This window comes from Micromonospora arida, from assembly GCF_042873195.1.
In the GTDB taxonomy this organism is placed as follows: domain Bacteria; phylum Actinomycetota; class Actinomycetes; order Mycobacteriales; family Micromonosporaceae; genus Micromonospora; species Micromonospora arida.
Genome location: NZ_JBIALC010000005.1, coordinates 196,599 through 212,629 on the forward strand (window position 1 = coordinate 196,599; position 16,031 = coordinate 212,629).

A 16,031-nucleotide genomic window follows, 5' to 3' on the forward strand; every position below is an offset into this window, starting at 1 on the left:
CGGCGCACCGCCACCGGCAGGCGGTCCTGCCATGGTCACACTGAGCGATTCAATAGTCAATAAACCTTACAGTTGCCTGGCGGCCCGCTCCCCGGGGAGAGTGCGGGGATGGATCCCGTCCTGCTGGCCGACGCGACGAGCCCGGCCGACATCCCCGGCGTACGCCTGCTCGGCCTGGTGGTCGGCGCCCTGCTGCTCCTCGCCGCGATCCGGGCGATGTTCGGTCGACGCTGAGCGACCCGTGCCGATCCGGGCCCGACGGGCCGGGTGTGGTCGACAGCGCCCGGGGTACGGCTTTCCCCATCAGCAGGTCCGCGTGCCGAAGGGGTAAGCCATGAAGATCGGATACTTTCTGTCCAGTGAGGAGTTCACGCCAGCCGAGTTGCTGGAGCAGGCGCGCGGTGCCGAACGGGCCGGCTTCGAGGCGCTGTGGATCTCCGACCACTACCACCCGTGGGTGGACGCACAGGGCCAGAGCCCGTTCGTCTGGTCGATGATCGGCGCGCTCAGCCAGGTCTGTTCGCTGCCGGTGACCACGGCGGTGACCTGCCCGACAGTGCGAATCCACCCGGCCGTGATCGCGCAGGCGGCGGCGACCAGCGCGGTGCTGCACGGCGGGCGGTTCGTGCTCGGCGTCGGCACCGGCGAGGCGCTCAACGAGCACATCTTCGGTGACGCCTGGCCGCAGGCCGACGTCCGGCTGGAGATGCTGGAGGAGGCCGTCGAGGTGCTGCGCGCGCTGTGGGCCGGCGACTTCGTCAGCCACCACGGCAAGCACTACACCGTGGAGCAGGCCCGGATCTACACGCTGCCCGACGCTCCCCCGCCGATCTACGTCTCCGGCTTCGGGCCGAAGTCCATCGACCTGGCCGCGCGGATCGGTGACGGCTACGTGAGCACCATGCCCGACGGCGAGATGGTCCGGCGATTCCGTGAGAACGGCGGCGGGGACAAGCCGTGCCAGGCCGGCTTCAAGGCGGCGTACGCGGACAGCGAGGACGAGGGCATGCGCATCGCGTACGAGCGCTGGCCGAACGCGGGGGTGCCGGGTGAGCTGTCCCAGGTGCTCCCCTCACCGCGGCACTTCGAGCAGGCCGCCGAGCTGGTCACGCCGGAGATGGTCAGGGACGCGTTCGTCTGCGGCAACAGCGTCGACGCGCACCTGGAGATGATCGACAAGTACGCCAAGGCCGGCTTCGACGAGGTGTACGTGGCCAACACCGGCCCGCACTACCAGGGTCTGTTCGACCTCTACCAGCGCGAGGTCCTGCCCCGGCTGCGCTGAGCCGCGGATCGGCGAGCCGGCCTTCGGGGGCATGGCAGGTGCCCTGCCTGTGATCGTCCGAACGCGTTTCGGCGGTCATGGGCTCGGGTACCTCCGGCCCTCGATGAAACTGTCCACGCATTCGATGACGTTGCGCCGCGCAGCCCGCAGCCTTTTCGGCTGGAAGGCGCTACGGCCCAACCAACTGGCCGCCATGCGCGCCGTGATGAAGCGGCGAGACGCCCTGGTGGTGTTGCCCACCGGAGCCGGCAAGTCGGCGATCTACCAGATCCCGGCCAGCCTGATCCCCGGCCCCACCGTGGTGATCTCGCCACTGCTGGCCCTCCAGCAGGACCAGATCGCCTCCCTCAACGAGCGGCAACGCCCGGAGCTGCGGGCGGTGCGGATCAGCTCGAACGAGTCGCCCACCCAGCAGGCCGAGGCGATCACCGAGATCCGCGAGGGCCGGGCGGAGTTCCTCTTCATCACCCCGGAACAGCTCAGCAACCCGGACCGGATGGCCGAGGTCGCCGCGCTGAAGCCGGCCCTGGTGGCGATCGACGAGGCGCACTGCATCTCGGCGTGGGGGCACGACTTCCGCCCCGACTACCTGGCGCTCGGGCACCTCATCGACGGCATCGGCCGGCCGCCGGTGGTCGCGCTGACCGCCACCGCCTCCCCTCCGGTACGCGACGACATCATCGCCCGGCTGCGGCTGCGCGACCCGGAGGTGGTGGTCTCCGGGCTGGACCGGCCGAACCTGTTCGTCGAGGTCGCGCAATGCGCCACAGAGGACTACCGGTGGCGGCGACTGATCGCGCTGCTGAGCGACGACGAGCGGCCCGGGATCATCTACGTGCCCACCCGTCGCGCCGCCGAGGAGTTGGCCACCCGGTTGACCGACGCCGGCTACCCGGCGCAGTTCTACCACGGTGGGATGGCGACCGGCGCACGCCACGAACTGCACGAGGCGTTCCTCGCCGACCAGGTGCCGATCATGGTGGCGACCTCGGCGTTCGGCATGGGCATCGACAAGCCCAACATCGCCTGGGTGGTGCACATGGCGCTGCCCGACTCGCCGGACAGCTACTTCCAGGAGATCGGTCGGGCAGGCCGCGACGGACAACCGGCCCGGGTTCTGCTGCTCTGGCAGGCCGAGGATGTGGGCCTGCAACGGTTCTTCAGCGGCGGCCTGCCCGACGTCGACGAGCTGCGCGACCTGGCCGCGCTGCTGCGCAAGAAGCCCGCCACCAAGACCGAACTGCGCGAGACCACCGGCCTCGGGCCGCGCAAGCTGGGCCAGTACCTCTCCCTGTTGGAGCAGGTCGGTGCGGCCGAGCCACGCGCCCGGCAGCGCATCGGCGCGCCCCGCTACTCGCCCACCCCGACCGACGCCGCCGCGGCGGCGCTGGCCGAGGCGGAGCGCCAGCAGACCGTGACCCGGTCCCGCACCGACATGATGCGGGCCTTCGCCGAGACCACCGCCTGCCGGGGGCAGACCCTGCTGGCCTACTTCGGCGAGCAGATGACGCAGGTCTGCGGCCACTGCGACAACTGCCACAACGGGACCAGCGTGGCCGACCAGGGTGCGGTCGGGCCGTTCCCGGTGCACAGCCAGGTGCGGCACCCGGAGTGGGGGCCCGGCATGGTGCTCTCCTACGAGGAGGACAAGATGACGGTCCTCTTCGAGGAGGTCGGGTACAAGACGTTGTCGGTGCGCGTGGTGTCCGAACAGGGCCTGCTGACCCTGGACTAGCCTGACCCGGGTGCCGCTTTCGGGCCCGGTGGATCGAACAAGCAGAGCACCGATTGACCAAGCAGAGCAGGGCGGAAGGGGCATTGCCGTGATCGAGCAGCCGGCGTACACCGGTTTCGGTTTCTCCGACGGGGAGTGGGGGTTGCTGGTCGGCCTGCCGCAGTCGGTGCTGACCGCGGCGAGCGCCGCCGAGTCCGACGGCACCCGCCGGACCATGGCGGAGAACGCGGCCGGGCTGGAGACCATCGCCGCCGGCCGGGAGTCGGCCAGCCCGCTGGTCGCCGCCGTGGCCGGCGAGATCGTCACCCGGGTCGGTGACCCGGACACCGGCGAGGAGTTGCCGGTCATCGCGCCCTCCGACCCCGGGGCGTACATCGACGACGTGCTGCTGCGGGCCGGCGAGGCCGGCGCGTTGCTGGCGGCGCGGGTCGACGAGGGTGAGGCCGGCGCGTACAAGCACTGGCTCGTGAAGATCGCCGAGCAGGTGGTGGGGGCCGCGTCCAGCGGTGGGCTGCTGGGCATCGGCGGCGAGTCGGTCAGCGACTCCGAGCGGCGTTTCCGCGACCGTCTCGCGCACGTCCTCATCGACTGACCGACGACAGCGACGTGTCGGCCGGACCGGTCGGCTCGACGGCCAGCGCCGTGGAGTCGGCCGGCCGGACGCCGCGCAGCGCGACCAGCGCGGTGACCGCGCCCAGCAGCATCACCGCCATGGCGGCGTACGCGGCCAGGTGCAGTCCGTCGGTGAACGCCACCCCGGCGGCGTGCCGCACCGCGTCGGCCAGCTCCGCCGGCAGCCCCCGGGCGACCGCGAGCGCACCGCCCAGGGTCTCCTGGGCCGCGGCGGTGGTGTCGGCGGGCAGCCCGGCCGGCAGGCCGTCGACGATCTCGCGGCGATAGACCGCCGCACCCACGCTGCCCAGGATCGCCATTCCCAGCGCGCCGCCCAGCTCGCTGCTGGACTCGGTCAGCGCCGACGCGACACCGGCCTGCTCGGGCGGCGCCGCGCCGAGGACCAGCTCGGTGACGAGGGACATCACCATCACCAGGCCGCCCGCGTAGACACTGGCGCCGACGAGCAGCAGCCACAGTGGCGTCTCCGGGGTGACCCGGGTCAACACCACGAAGCCGACCACGGCGATGCCGAACCCCGCACCGATCAGGTACGCCCGTTCGACGCGCTGGGCCAGGGCGGCTGCGGCCGGCGCGATTCCGCCCACGGCGAGGGACGGCACGAGGCTCCACAGCGCCGCCCGCAGCGGGCTCAGGCCGAGCACCAGTTGAAGGTGCTGGGTGGTGAAGATGGCGAAGCCGACGATGGCGAACATCGCCAACAGGTTGACCGCGAGCGACCCTGCGAAGCCGCGACGGCGGAACAGCGTGAGGTCGACCATCGGGTACGCCCGGGTCCGCTGCCGGTGCAGGAAGAGCGCCGCCACCAGCAGACCGCCGACGATGGCGAGGACCCGCACGGGGCTGAGGCCGTCGCGGGCCATCTCCTTGATGCCGTAGATCACCGGCAGCAGCGCGCCGAGCGACAGTGCCGCGCTGATCAGGTCGAACCGGCCGGTCGCCGGGTTGCGGAACTCGGGCACCAGGAGCGGCACGAGCAGGAGCAGCATCAGCATCGCCGGGATGTTGATCAGGAAGATCGAGCCCCACCAGAAGTGCTCCAGCAGGATGCCGCTGAGCACCGGGCCGATCGCGATGCCGCCGGTGAGGGTGGCGGTCCAGATGCCGATGGCGGTCCCGCGCTGCTTGGCGTCGTGGAACATGTTGCGCACCAGGGCGAGCGTCGAGGGCATCAGGGTGGCCCCACCGACGCCGAGCACGGCACGCGCGGCGATCAGGGTCGCGGTGCTGTCGGCGTACGCGGCCAGCAGCGACGCCGCGCCGAACGCGGTGGCGCCGATCAACAGGAGTCGGCGTCGACCGATCCGGTCGCCCAGAGCACCCATGGTGATGAGCAGCCCGGCCAGCACGAAGCCGTAGATGTCGAAGATCCAGAGTTGCTCAGTGGCGGTGGGACGCAACTCAGCGCTGATGTACGGGACGGCGAAGTAGAGCACCGACACGTCCATCGAGACCAGGAGCAGCGGCAGCATCAGCACCGTGAGCCCGATCCACTCCCGCCGACCCGCTCGCGGTGCCGGTGTGGTGGTGATCGTCATGGTCAGTTCCCCTTCTGCGTAGGGCGTACGCTGTTATGCGTAGACCATACGCAGAACTAGGATGGCGGGGCAAGGAGGAAATGTGGCGGCGAAGACAGACGACAGCGGGCCCGTACTCCCGGCGGCCATCGAGAGCGCGTGGGGGCTGCGGGAGCGGCCACCCAAGGGCCCACGGCCGGGGATGAGCGTGCCCGCCATCGTGGACGCCGCCGTACGCGTGGCCGACGCCGACGGCCTGGCGGCCGTCTCGATGAGCCGGGTGGCCAAGGAGTTGGGCGCCGCGACCATGGCCCTCTACCGGTACGTCGGCTCGAAGGACGAGCTGCTGATGCTCATGGTGGACACCGGGTACGGCCCATCCCCCGGCCCACCCGCGCCGGAGGACGACTGGCGCGCCGGCCTCACCCGGTGGGCCTGGGCCGAGCACGAGGTGCTGCGGCAGCGCTCCTGGCTGCTGCACGTGCCGATCAGCGGCCCACCGATCACCCCGCAGCAGCTCGGCTGGATGGAGGACGGGCTGCGCTGCCTCGACGGCACCACGCTCGGCGAGGGCGAGAAGATGTCGGTGCTCCTGCTGATCACCGGGTACGTCCGCAACGAGGCCACCCTCACCTCGCAGATCGCCGAGGGCAGCCGGGCCGCCGGCGTCGAGCCCAGCGAGATGATGCCGGCGTACGGCCGGCTGGTGGCCCGGCTCATCGACCCGGCCCGCTTCCCCGCGCTGCACCGGGTGCTGAACGCCGGTGTGCTCTATCAGGACGACGACCCAGACGACGAGTTCGTCTTCGGCCTGGACCGGATCCTCGACGGCGTCGAGGCGCTGATCCGGCGTCGAGCGGGCTGAGGGAGTCCCATGCTGCCGAGAGACACCATCGACACGACAGTCCTGCCACCGGGCGAACGGTTCGGCATGTGGCTGGACCTGGTGGCGCGCACCTCGGCGCCACTGCGCATCCGGTCCGCGCACAGCGACGACTTCGCCGCTCGCGCCGACTTCATCGCGCTCGGGCCGATCCAGCTGGTGCAGTACGAATACCCGTCCCTGGACGCCACCCGGACCCGGAAGCTGGTCCGTCAGTCCGACCCGGAGTTCTACATCCTCGCCCTCACCACCGGCGGCATCGGCACATCCAGCCAGGACGGTCGCCGCAGCGAGATCCTCGCCGGCGAGTTCACCTTCTACGACGGGTCCCGGCCGCACGACGTCTGCCACCACGCGACCGAACCCGAACGGGCCCAGGCCACCTCGATCATCACGCTGATCCCGCACGCCGCCCTGCCCCTACCGCCGCAGCGGATGGCCGCCCTCTACGGCGGCCGGATGTCCGGCAGCGAGGGGATCGGGGCGCTGCTGGCGCAGTTCCTGCTCCAGGTGACCGGGCACCCCGAGCAGTACCACGCCGCCGACGCCAGCCGGCTTGGCACGGTCGGGCTCGACCTGGCCACCACCATGCTCGGCCGGCACCTCGTCGCCGAGGACGCCGTGCCCACCGAGGTCCGCCGCCGGGCGCTGCTCACCCAGGTGCAGTCGTACATCCACCGTCACCTCGGCGACGCGACACTCGACCCACAGGTCGTCGCCGACGCCCACCACATCTCGGTGCGGTCCCTGCACCGGTTGTTCGAGGGCGAGGACACCACTGTGGCGTCGTACATCCGGGACCTGCGGCTGGCCCGGTGCCGGCGCGACCTGACCGACCCGGCGCTGCGCAACCAGCCCGTGCAGACCGTCGCGGCGCGCTGGGGATTTCCCCACAAGGCCCACTTCAGCCGGGCTTTCAAGGCCGCCTACGGCACCACCCCGCAGGAACACCGCGACAGCGGCTCGGATTTGGCGCGGATCGTCAACCGCCGGGCGTTCACGGTCAACTCGCTGCCGGCAGACTGACACCAACGCGGCCGACCATCGCCTGGTGGGCCGCCAACGGGGGCCGTGGCGAGGCGCCCGCCGCGCGAGCGGCGGGCGGCCGCCCGGTGGCACCCACTCACGCCCGAGGCTCCGGTCCCGTCGCGCTTCCCCCCAGAATCGCCGACGGGGCCGGTCAGGACTTCTCCAGCAGCTCCAGGACGACCCGCTCCGCCTCCTCGCGAGGCGCCTCCGGATCCACCGACGCCACCACCCCGTCGTGGTAGAGGTCGACCACCCGAGGGTCCACGTACGACGCACGGGCCACCGTCGGAGTGTTACCCAGCAGCTCCGCCACCTCGCGCATCACCGCGACCACCGCCTTACGCCGCGCGGTCACCGAACGGGCCGGGCCGGCGGTGGCCAGCTCGGTGGCCGCCAGCACGGTGGCGTGCCAGGTGCGGAAGTCCTTCGCGGTCATCTCCCCACCGCTGGCGTCGCGCAGGTAGCCGTTGACCTCGTCGCTGCGCACGTCGCGCCACTCCCGGCCGTCCCAGTAGCCGAACAACCGGTCCGCCCGTCGCCGACGACGGCGCAGATTGACCAGCACCTGGCACAGCTCCGGGTCCTCGATCCGGCGTACCTGCTCGATGCCCCCCTTCGCGGGAAACACGAACACCACGCAGCCGCCCCGGGACCGGGCATGCTCGGGGCGCAGGGTGGACACACCGTACGTCGGGTCGTCGCCGGCCGCGTACTGGTCGCTGCCGACCCGGAACATCCCCATGTCCAGCAGTCGGGCCACAGTGGCCAGCACCCGGTCCCGGCCCAGGCCACGACCGTCCAGGTCCCGTCCCACCCGCTCGCGCAGCGCCGGCAGCCGCCGGGCCACCTCCAGCATGTGGTCGAACTTCGCCTCGTCCTGCTTCTCCCGCCACCGCGGGTGGTAGACGTACTGCTTGCGCCCGGCCGCATCGATCCCGATCGCCTGGATGTGCCCGTTCGGATGCGGCGCGATCCACACGTCCTGCCAGGCCGGCGGGATGACCAGCTCCCGCAGCCGGGTCAGGACATCCGGATCACGCACCGGAGCCCCGGACGGGTCGACGAAGAGCCAGCCCCGTCCGCGCCGACGCCGTCCGTACCCCGGTCGACCCGGGTCGCTACGCCGCAACCGCACCGGAGACCCGCACCACCCTCTCCACCTCGGCCACGGCGGCCAGCACCTCGTCAAGGCGCAGAGCCGCCATCGTCGGGTGGCTTCCTACCCCGTCCCACCTGGGCCAATCCGCCTCGCCGGCCCAGAGCACGCGGTGCCGTGGCCGATCCGGTGGAGGCCCCCAGTGCGCCGGTGGCACCGGCCCGAAGAGGACGACCGACGGGGTGCCGTACCCGGTGGCCAGGTGGGCGACCCCGGTGTCCCCGCTGACCACCAGCCGGGCGTCGGCCACCAGCGCGGCGAGCGCGCCGAGGTCGGTCCGGCCGGCCAGCACGGCGTCCGGGCTCAGGCCCGCCGCCTCGGCCACCCGGGCCACCAACGCCCGTTCGTCGGCCGAGCCGGTGAGCAGCACCCGGTGCCCCTGGTCGGTCAGTGCCCGGGCCAGCGCGGCGAACCGCTCGGCGGGCCATCGCTTGGCCGGGATCTTGCTGCCTGGGTGCAGCACTGTGACACCGCTGGGCAGCCCTGCCGCCCCGGGCCGACGCAGGCTGAGGTCGGCGCGGTCGGCCGGGATGCCGTACCAGGACAGCAGCCGGCACCACCGGTCCACCTCGTGCTCGTCGACGGCCCAGCGCGGGCCGTCGGCGCAGCCGGCGTCCGGGCTGGCGAAGGCGAGCAGCCGACCGGGCCGGGTGGCCGCGAGCAGCCGGTGCGACTGCGGGCCGCGCCCGTGCAGGTTGACCGCGACCCGTGGGGCCGACCCCACCCGGAGAGGCCCCTCCAGCCCGGCGGTGTCCACCAGCCGGTCGACGCCACCGACCAGATCGACCAGCGGGGCCAGCCAGCCGGGCGCGGCGAGCGCCAGCTCCCGCGACGGGTACGCGGCCCGCAGCGCCCGCAGCGCGGGCACCGCGGTCACCAGATCGCCGACGCCGAGGGCGCGCAGCACGAGGATCACGGGTACGAGGTCTCCTGCTCGGCGCAGACCACCATCTCGCGCACCGCGCAACCGGGCGGCTGGTTGAGCGCGAACATGATCGCGGCGGCGGTGTCGGCGGGCTCGTTGAGGTTCGCGTCCGGCCCCGGCTTGTACTGCGGGTCACGTTCGTCGAAGAACGCGGTGCGCATCCCACCCGGAATGAGCAGGGTGACGCCGACCTGACCGGCCAGCTCTGCGGCGAGGGCGCGGGTGAACCCCACCACGCCGAACTTCGCCGCGCAGTACGCGGTGGCGTCGCTGACCGCCTTGACGCCCAGGGTGGAGGCGACGGTGACGATGCGGCCCCGGGACGTCAGCAGGAACGGCAGCGCGGCCCGGATCACCGCCGCGGTGGCCAGCAGGTCGACGGCGACGATCCGGTCCCAGGTCTCCCCCGGCAGGTCGGCGAGTCGGCCCGGCACGTCCGTGCCGGCGGCGGTCACCACCGCGTCCAGGCCACCAGCTTGCTCGGCGAGGTGCTGGGTGGCCACCTCGGCGGCTCGCGTGTCGGCCAGGTCGCACTCGGTCCAGGACACCCCGTCGGCTGGCGGTTGCCGGTCCAGCACGAGCGGTCGGCCACCGGAGGCGGCCACCGCGGCGACCACTGCGGCGCCGAGGCCGCTGGCGCCGCCGGTGACCAGGACGGTGGGCCCGGCACCGGGCCGCGTGGCGGTCATCGGGTCCGCTCCGCGAGCGTGCGGACGATCAGGTCGGTGGTGGAACGACCGTCCAGATAGGGCACCACCACGGTGTTCCCACCCCAGCGGCGCAGGACCTCCGCCTCCGGGAGGGTGACGCTCGCGTCCCCACCGCCGGTGGCGTAGTCGCCGCCCTTGACCCACACGTCGGGGCGTACCCAGGACAGCGCCGTCTCCGGGGTCGGCTCGTCGAAGATGAGGACCGCGTCGACGCAGCTCAGGGCGGCCAGCAGTCGGCTGCGGTCAGCTTCGGACTGCACCGGCCGATCCGGCCCCTTCAACCCGGCCACGCTGGCGTCGGAGTTCAGGCAGACGATCAGGCAGTCGCCGAGTTGCCGGGCCGCCTCCAGGGTGGCCACGTGCCCGGCGTGCAGCAGGTCGAAGCAACCGCCGGTCGCCACCACCGTGCCACCCGCGGCGCGTACCTCACCCAGGAGGGCGGCGACAGCGGCGACTCCCACCCGGTCGGCCACCGCACCACCTCGTGGTGCCGGCTGGAGGGCTCGCGGCCCCGGCGCACTCCTGGCCCGCACCGCGGGAGCCGACGGAGGCAGCACCGAGGCCACTCCCCCACCGGCCACGTACGCGGACGCCTCGGCGACCGCCACCTGCACCGCCTCGGAGACCAGCGCGCCCTGGGCCAGTGCGAGGCTGGCCGCCGCCGCGAACCGGTCGCCGGCACCGCAGGTGTCCCCCTCGGCGCTACCCGGCGTCGGCACCACCAGCGGCGTCGACCCGGCGTGGCAGAGCAGCGCGCCGTCACCGCCCAGCGTCACCGCGACCGCGCCGGCCCGCCAGCGCCGCCGTAGCCCCTGGGCGCCACGGGACGCGGTGGCCAGTCGGGAGGCGCCGGGCAGCGCGGGGACCAGCTCGCGCACCTCGGACTCGTTCGGGGTGACCAGGTGTACGCCGGGCACGGCCGCCGGGCCGCGCGGATGCGGGTCCCACACCACCGGCGCGCGGGTGGCGGCCAACGCGTCGCGCACCGCGGGCTGCCGGGCCACCCCCCGGCCGTAGTCGCTGACCAGCACCGCCGACGCCGCGGCGATCACCCGGAGCACCTCGTCGGAGGGTTGACCCGGCTCCCCGGACGTGCCGCCCCGGTCGTGGCGCAGCAGCACCCGCCCCCGGGCCCGCAGCCGGATCTTCTCGGGCGTCGCGCCGGAGAGGGCCAGTGGGTACACCTGCACGCCGGCGGCGGCGAGCAGAGCGCTCAGCCGGGCCCCGCCGGCGTCGTCGGCGAGCGCGGTCACCAGCACCACCTCGGCGCCCTGCGCGGCGGCGAACACCGCCGCCAGCCCGGCACCCCCCGGTCGGTCGGTGGCCGCGGTCTCGTCGAGCACCGGCACCGGGGAATCCGGGCAGAGCCGGTTCACCACACCTTCCACATCCCGGTCGAGCAGGGTGTCCCCGAGCACCACCACCGGTCCCCTCACGCTTGCCTCCTCATCCTCGCGCGTCGACCTGCTGTCCGGCTCACGCGTCGACCTGCTGTCCGGGCCCGCCGTCGAGCACCACCTCGACCCCGGTGCGTACCGGCGCGGCAGGCAGCCGACCGGCCGGTGCGGGCTCCCCGGGCACGGATCGAACGACCGCCGGATCGGCGGCTGCCGCCAGCGCGGCAGGCAACTCCTGTTCGAGGTACTCGCAGAGCAGATGACTGGTCACCAGGTGCAGCTCCTGGACGACCTGGGTGTCCGGGGACGCGACGGCCAGCACGTCGTCGCAGGCGTCGGCGAGCGGATTGGGGGCGGCGCCGGTGAGCGCCCAGGTGGTCACCCCGACGTCGCGGGCCGCCTGTGCGGCGGCGACCAGGTTGGGGCTGGTCCCGCTGGTGCTCAGCAACAGCAGGATGTCGCCCGGGCGGCCGTGGGCACGCACCTGGCGGGCGTACACGTCGGTGTAGCCGTAGTCGTTGGCGATGGCGGTGAGCGCGCTCGTCTCGGCGTGCAGCGCGATCGCGGACAGCGGCTGGCGGTCGTCGTGCAGCTTGCCGACCAGCTCGGCGGTGAGGTGCTGGGCTTCGGCGGCGCTGCCGCCGTTGCCGGCCACCAGCAGGCGACCCCCGGCGGCCAGCCGGTGGGCCAGGTCCGCGCCCCAGCGCGCCAGCTGTCGCTCACACCGTCGGTACGGCACCAGCGCCGCCGCGAGATTCGTCAGATGGGTGTCGAGCAGGCTGCCCGTCGGCATCAGGCCACCACCCGGGTCGGCCGGCGCACGGCGGCCACCTCGCTGTAGACCTCGACCAGCCGCTCGGCGGTGGCCGCCCACGAGTACCGTTCCCGGGCCCGCTCACGCGCCGCCGTCGCGTACGCGAAACGCCTGATCCGGTCGTCGAGCAACCCCTGGATCGCGGCGGCCAGCGCGTGCGGGTCCCGGGCCGGCACGAGGTCACCGGTCGTCCCGTCGACCACGGTGTCCCGGATACCGCCGACGGCCGTGCCGACGACCGGCACCCCGCAGGCCATCGCCTCCAGCGGGGTCAACCCGAACGGCTCGTACCAGGGCGCCGCGACCAGCAGGTCCGCCGAGCGGTACCAGCGGCCCATCTCCTCCCGGGGCACCGCGCCGGCCAGGTGCACCCGGTCGGCCACGCCGCACGACTCCGCGAGGGCCCGCAGCCGGCGGGCGTACGGGTCGGTCTCCAACAGCCCCTCGGGTGGGCCGCCGACGACCACGCACTCGGCGTCCGGGACCAGCTCCATCGCGCGGACCACGGTCTGGAAGCCCTTGCGCTCGACCAGCCGACCCACGGTGAGGATGCGGGCCCGTCCCGGTTCCCGGTCGGCGGCCGGCCCGAGCGGGGCGAAGGTGGCGAGGTTGACCCCGGAGGGCACCACTGTCATCCGGGACCGGGGCACACCCATCCGGACCAGTTCGCCCACCTCGTCGCGGCACTGCGCGACGATCCGGTCCACCGAGCGGCCCAGCTCCCGCTCGTAGGAGATCCGGCGGGCCGGGCTGGTGTCCTGCACACCCTGGTAGCGGCGCTTCACAGTGCCCAACGCGTGGTACGTCTGCACCACCGGCACCCCGGTCTGCCGGCCGGCGGTCAGCCCGGCCAGTCCGCTCATCCAGAAGTGCGCGTGGATCACCTCGGGCACCCAGTCGCCGCCGCGCCACCGCTCGATCAGCCAGTTGCTGAACTCCCGCATGTGCGGCAGCAGCGCGTCCTTGGCCACCGGCTCGGCCGGGCCGGCCGGCACGTGCACCACGTCGTACCCGTCCGGGCTGCGGACGGTCACCGGCAGGTCGGGCGCGTCGCGGCGGGTGTAGACCCGCACCTCGTGCCCGGCGGCGGCGAGCGCGGCGGACAGCTCCGCGACGTGCGTGTTCTGGCCGCCGGCGTCCTCCCCTCCGAGGACGGCGAGCGGGCTGGCGTGCTCCGAGATCATCGCGATCCGCATACTTCCTCCTCCAGCAGCCGGTCCCAGTCAGCGAGGAAACGGTCGAGGCCGTACCTGTCGCGCGCGGCGGTTCGCGCCGCCGCTCCGGCCTGCCGCGCGGTAGCCGGTTCGGCGATGAACCGGCGGGCGGCGTCGAGCAGGGTGTCGGTCCGGGTGGCGAGCGCCCCCGCCTCCGGGGGCACCGCCATCACCGCCTCGGTGGTGGCGAGCGCGACGACCGGCATGCCGATCGCCATCGCCTCGATGAGGCTGAGCCCGAGGGAGGTCCACCGGCACAGGTGCAGGTACGCCCGCCGCCGGGCCAGTTCGGTGTGCATCCGCTCCTGGGGCACGTCGTCGTGGCTGGTCAGCCGGTCGGCGGGCAGCCCGAGGTGGTCGGCCAGGCCGGCGACGCCCATGCCGAACACGTCCAGCGGCGCGATCTCGGCGAACTGGGGCAGCAGGTCGGTGCCGGTGACCCGACCTCGCCGTACCGGCTCATTGATCACCACGGCGAGCCGGTCCAGCTCGCCGGTGTAGGACGCGGAGGGTGCGACGATGCCGTGGTCGACCACTGTGGTGCGGGTGGCGCCGGTGTCCCAGAAGATCTGGTTGAACCCGGTGACGTGGGCGACGAGCAGGTCGTCGCGGTCGGCCATCGGGTGGCGGGTGTTCGGCACGTCGCCCTTGGGGGTGTTGTGCTCGACGTAGATCGCGGGAAGGTCGCGGCCGGGGCGGCGACGAAGCCACTGCTCGGCCCGGTCGATCTCCTCGGGGCGTTGCAGGATGACCAGGTCGACGTCCGCGTTCGGCAGCTCCTCCGGGCTGACCTCGACCGCGCTGTCCGGCCACGGGTAGGTGCGGGCCCGGCCGAGGCCGTACGGGCCCCGGTCGGGTGTGGTGGGAATCAGGTAGCGATGGCTGCCGTGCACGAACGACGTGGTCCAGGAGCCGTGCACGTGCCAGAGCAGGATGTTCATCGGCCGCCACCACCGCTGACGGCGAGGGTCCGGAGCGCGTCGAGCACGTCGCCCGGGTCGACGCCACTGAGACAGGGATGCCCGCGCACCGGGCAACTGGCCGCCCGGGTGTCCCGGCAGGGAGCGGCGGCGTCGCCGAGGCGGACGGTCGGCACCCGGTAGGGCCCCCACTGGCCGAACGGGACGGTCGGCGCGAAGAGACTCACCACCGGCACACCGGCGGCGGCGGCCAGGTGCGCGGGCCCGGTGTTGCCGACCACGACCGCGCTGGCGTCCGCGACGATCGCGGCCAGCCCGGCCAGGTCGGTGCGGCCGCCCAGGTCGGTGCCGCCGGCTGCGGCGACCCGGGCGGTGACCGCGCGCTCGTCCGGGCCGCCGGTGACCAGCACCCGGTGCCCGGCGTCGGCCAGCGCCCCGACGATCCGGGTAGCCACCTCGGGCGGGCAGGCCCGGCTCGACGCGGCCGACCCGGGGTGCAGCACCACGTACCCCGGATCGCCGACGTCGGCCGGGCGCGGTGGCACGGCGTCTCGGCGCAACCGCAGGACCGGTTCGTCGCCGTCGGGCAGCCGGTGGCCGGCGGCGGCGGCCAGGGAAAGGGCACGTTCGGGTTCGGGGACGCCCACCGGCACCCGGTGCCGGACGTCCAGCAGGGAGCCCGGATAGTCGTCGCTGATCGCCGCGATCCGGTCGATCCCCGCCATCCGCAACAGCAGCGCCAGCGGCAGGGCGGACTGGTGGAACGAGGTGAACACCACCGCCTGGTCCGCGCCGACCGCGCCCAGCCGCGCGGACAGGCTCCGCATGGCCTCCGGGTCGACCGGCCCCGGCGCGGGGTCGATCCACGGCAGCGGATGCTCGATGATCTCGTCGACGCCGGGCAACAGGTTGGCGGCGGCCCGACCGCGCGGCCCGCACAGCAGTACCACCCGCTCCGCTCCGGCCGCGACGGCACGGATCGCCGGGCCGGTGACCAGCACGTCACCCGCCGAGTCCGAGCGGACCACGAGCGCCGTCCGTACCGGTTCGGTGGGCGGGGTCGAGGGCTGCACGGCCTGTTGACGGCGCAGGATCTCCGCGACCGCCGCCGGCAGATCGGTGGCCACCCACCCGGCGGCGGCGACCTCCTCCGGCCGGGTCACCGGGGTGGGCACCAGCACCCCCGCGGCCCCGGCGGCCATGGCGGCGCCGACGTCCCGGCCGATGTCGCCCACGAGTACGCAGCGGGACGGCGTCGTGCCCAGCTCGCGGGCGGCGGCGTACACCAGGCCCGGCGCCGGCTTGCGGCAGTCACAGCCGTCGGCGTCGTCGTGCGGGCAGACCAGCCACGCGTCGAACCTGCCCAGCAGTTCCTCGACGCGGGCGTGCACCGCCCGCATCTGCTCGCCGGTGAAGTAGCCCCGGGCCAGGCCCGACTGGTTCGTGACGACCGCCAGCCGCAACCCGGCCGCGCGCAGCCGGTCCAGCGCCGCCCGCGCGCCCGGCACCGGCCGCACCTTCTCCGGGTCGCCGTTGTACGGCACGTCCTCGATCAGGGTGCCGTCGCGGTCCAGCAGCACCGCGTCGTAGAGCACGGGCCGGGGGCTTGCGACAGACCCGGAACCGGCGCGGTCAGCAGCGGCGTACACCTGGGCTGACCTGCGCTGATACGGATCCTCCTGGTCCTGTCGCACAGGCGGCGGGTTCCCTGCGCCCCGAGGAGTAAACGTCGTCGCGGAGGCGGTGGGGCAGCGCCGCCAGCGACGCCCCGGGTCGGCCTTACCCGCCGTCGAAGAGAAGCTAACCGGTCACC

The 16,031-nt window shown here is 73.5% G+C and carries 15 protein-coding genes; 6 read left to right on the forward strand and 9 right to left on the reverse strand.

What is annotated here, in order from left to right; translation table 11 throughout:
• Nucleotides 1-108 precede the first annotated feature (108 nt).
• The 4 genes from ACFYP0_RS17750 to ACFYP0_RS17765 all read left to right on the forward strand — a co-directional run bounded on the left by ACFYP0_RS17750 (nt 109) and on the right by ACFYP0_RS17765 (nt 3,612).
• Complete coding sequence (locus ACFYP0_RS17750) at nt 109-234, forward strand: hypothetical protein (protein WP_255750123.1); 126 nt, start codon at nt 109-111, stop codon at nt 232-234.
• A 100-nt stretch (nt 235-334) separates the two neighbouring features.
• Complete coding sequence (locus ACFYP0_RS17755) at nt 335-1,285, forward strand: TIGR03557 family F420-dependent LLM class oxidoreductase (RefSeq protein WP_355501823.1); 951 nt, start codon at nt 335-337, stop codon at nt 1,283-1,285.
• Between the two features lie 103 nt (nt 1,286-1,388).
• Nucleotides 1,389-3,020: a RecQ family ATP-dependent DNA helicase gene (locus tag ACFYP0_RS17760; RefSeq protein WP_124858538.1), complete on the forward strand. Its 1,632-nt coding sequence runs from the start codon at nt 1,389-1,391 to the stop codon at nt 3,018-3,020.
• Between the two features lie 88 nt (nt 3,021-3,108).
• Nucleotides 3,109-3,612, forward strand: a complete 504-nt coding sequence (locus ACFYP0_RS17765; RefSeq protein WP_091401689.1) for a hypothetical protein — start codon at nt 3,109-3,111, stop codon at nt 3,610-3,612.
• Here ACFYP0_RS17765 and ACFYP0_RS17770 read toward each other — a convergent pair.
• The gene (locus ACFYP0_RS17770; protein ID WP_355501827.1) at nt 3,602-5,191 is read right to left on the reverse strand and encodes an MFS transporter; all 1,590 of its coding nucleotides are present in this window, start codon (nt 5,189-5,191) and stop codon (nt 3,602-3,604) included. The genes ACFYP0_RS17765 and ACFYP0_RS17770 overlap by 11 nt on opposite strands.
• An 82-nt stretch (nt 5,192-5,273) precedes the next feature.
• Between ACFYP0_RS17770 and ACFYP0_RS17775 the strand changes: the two genes are divergently transcribed.
• A complete protein-coding gene (locus ACFYP0_RS17775; protein ID WP_124858536.1) occupies nt 5,274-6,035 on the forward strand; it encodes a TetR/AcrR family transcriptional regulator in 762 nt (253 codons plus the stop codon).
• Between the two features lie 9 nt (nt 6,036-6,044).
• On the forward strand, nt 6,045-7,079 hold the full coding sequence (locus tag ACFYP0_RS17780; RefSeq protein WP_355501830.1) for an AraC-like ligand-binding domain-containing protein: 1,035 nt from the start codon (nt 6,045-6,047) through the stop codon (nt 7,077-7,079).
• 154 nt (nt 7,080-7,233) lie between these two features.
• On the opposite strand, the gene ACFYP0_RS17785 is transcribed toward ACFYP0_RS17780, so the two are convergent.
• The 8 genes from ACFYP0_RS17785 to ACFYP0_RS17820 are packed head-to-tail and all read right to left on the reverse strand — an operon-like array spanning nt 7,234 to nt 15,912.
• The gene (locus ACFYP0_RS17785; protein ID WP_124858534.1) at nt 7,234-8,217 is read right to left on the reverse strand and encodes a DNA topoisomerase IB; all 984 of its coding nucleotides are present in this window, start codon (nt 8,215-8,217) and stop codon (nt 7,234-7,236) included.
• Nucleotides 8,201-9,154, reverse strand: a complete 954-nt coding sequence (locus tag ACFYP0_RS17790; protein ID WP_386996772.1) for a glycosyltransferase family 9 protein — start codon at nt 9,152-9,154, stop codon at nt 8,201-8,203. The genes ACFYP0_RS17785 and ACFYP0_RS17790 overlap by 17 nt, the downstream gene beginning before the upstream one ends.
• A complete protein-coding gene (locus ACFYP0_RS17795; RefSeq protein ID WP_210785226.1) occupies nt 9,151-9,852 on the reverse strand; it encodes an SDR family oxidoreductase in 702 nt (233 codons plus the stop codon). The genes ACFYP0_RS17790 and ACFYP0_RS17795 overlap by 4 nt, the downstream gene beginning before the upstream one ends.
• On the reverse strand, nt 9,849-11,294 hold the full coding sequence (locus ACFYP0_RS17800) for a PfkB family carbohydrate kinase (RefSeq protein ID WP_386996893.1): 1,446 nt from the start codon (nt 11,292-11,294) through the stop codon (nt 9,849-9,851). Before ACFYP0_RS17800 ends, ACFYP0_RS17795 begins: the two co-directional genes overlap by 4 nt.
• Nucleotides 11,295-11,349: 55 nt before the next feature.
• A complete protein-coding gene (locus ACFYP0_RS17805; RefSeq protein ID WP_386996774.1) occupies nt 11,350-12,063 on the reverse strand; it encodes a D-sedoheptulose-7-phosphate isomerase in 714 nt (237 codons plus the stop codon).
• Nucleotides 12,063-13,280 (reverse strand): glycosyltransferase, encoded by a 1,218-nt coding sequence (locus ACFYP0_RS17810; RefSeq protein WP_386996776.1) that lies wholly within the window; start codon nt 13,278-13,280, stop codon nt 12,063-12,065. Before ACFYP0_RS17810 ends, ACFYP0_RS17805 begins: the two co-directional genes overlap by 1 nt.
• Nucleotides 13,265-14,239 carry a glycosyltransferase gene (locus ACFYP0_RS17815; RefSeq protein ID WP_386996778.1) on the reverse strand — a complete coding sequence of 325 codons (975 nt, stop codon included), beginning with the start codon at nt 14,237-14,239 and terminating at the stop codon, nt 13,265-13,267. Before ACFYP0_RS17815 ends, ACFYP0_RS17810 begins: the two co-directional genes overlap by 16 nt.
• A complete protein-coding gene (locus tag ACFYP0_RS17820; RefSeq protein WP_386996780.1) occupies nt 14,236-15,912 on the reverse strand; it encodes an HAD-IIIA family hydrolase in 1,677 nt (558 codons plus the stop codon). The genes ACFYP0_RS17815 and ACFYP0_RS17820 overlap by 4 nt, the downstream gene beginning before the upstream one ends.
• Between the last annotated feature and the right edge of the window lie 119 nt (nt 15,913-16,031).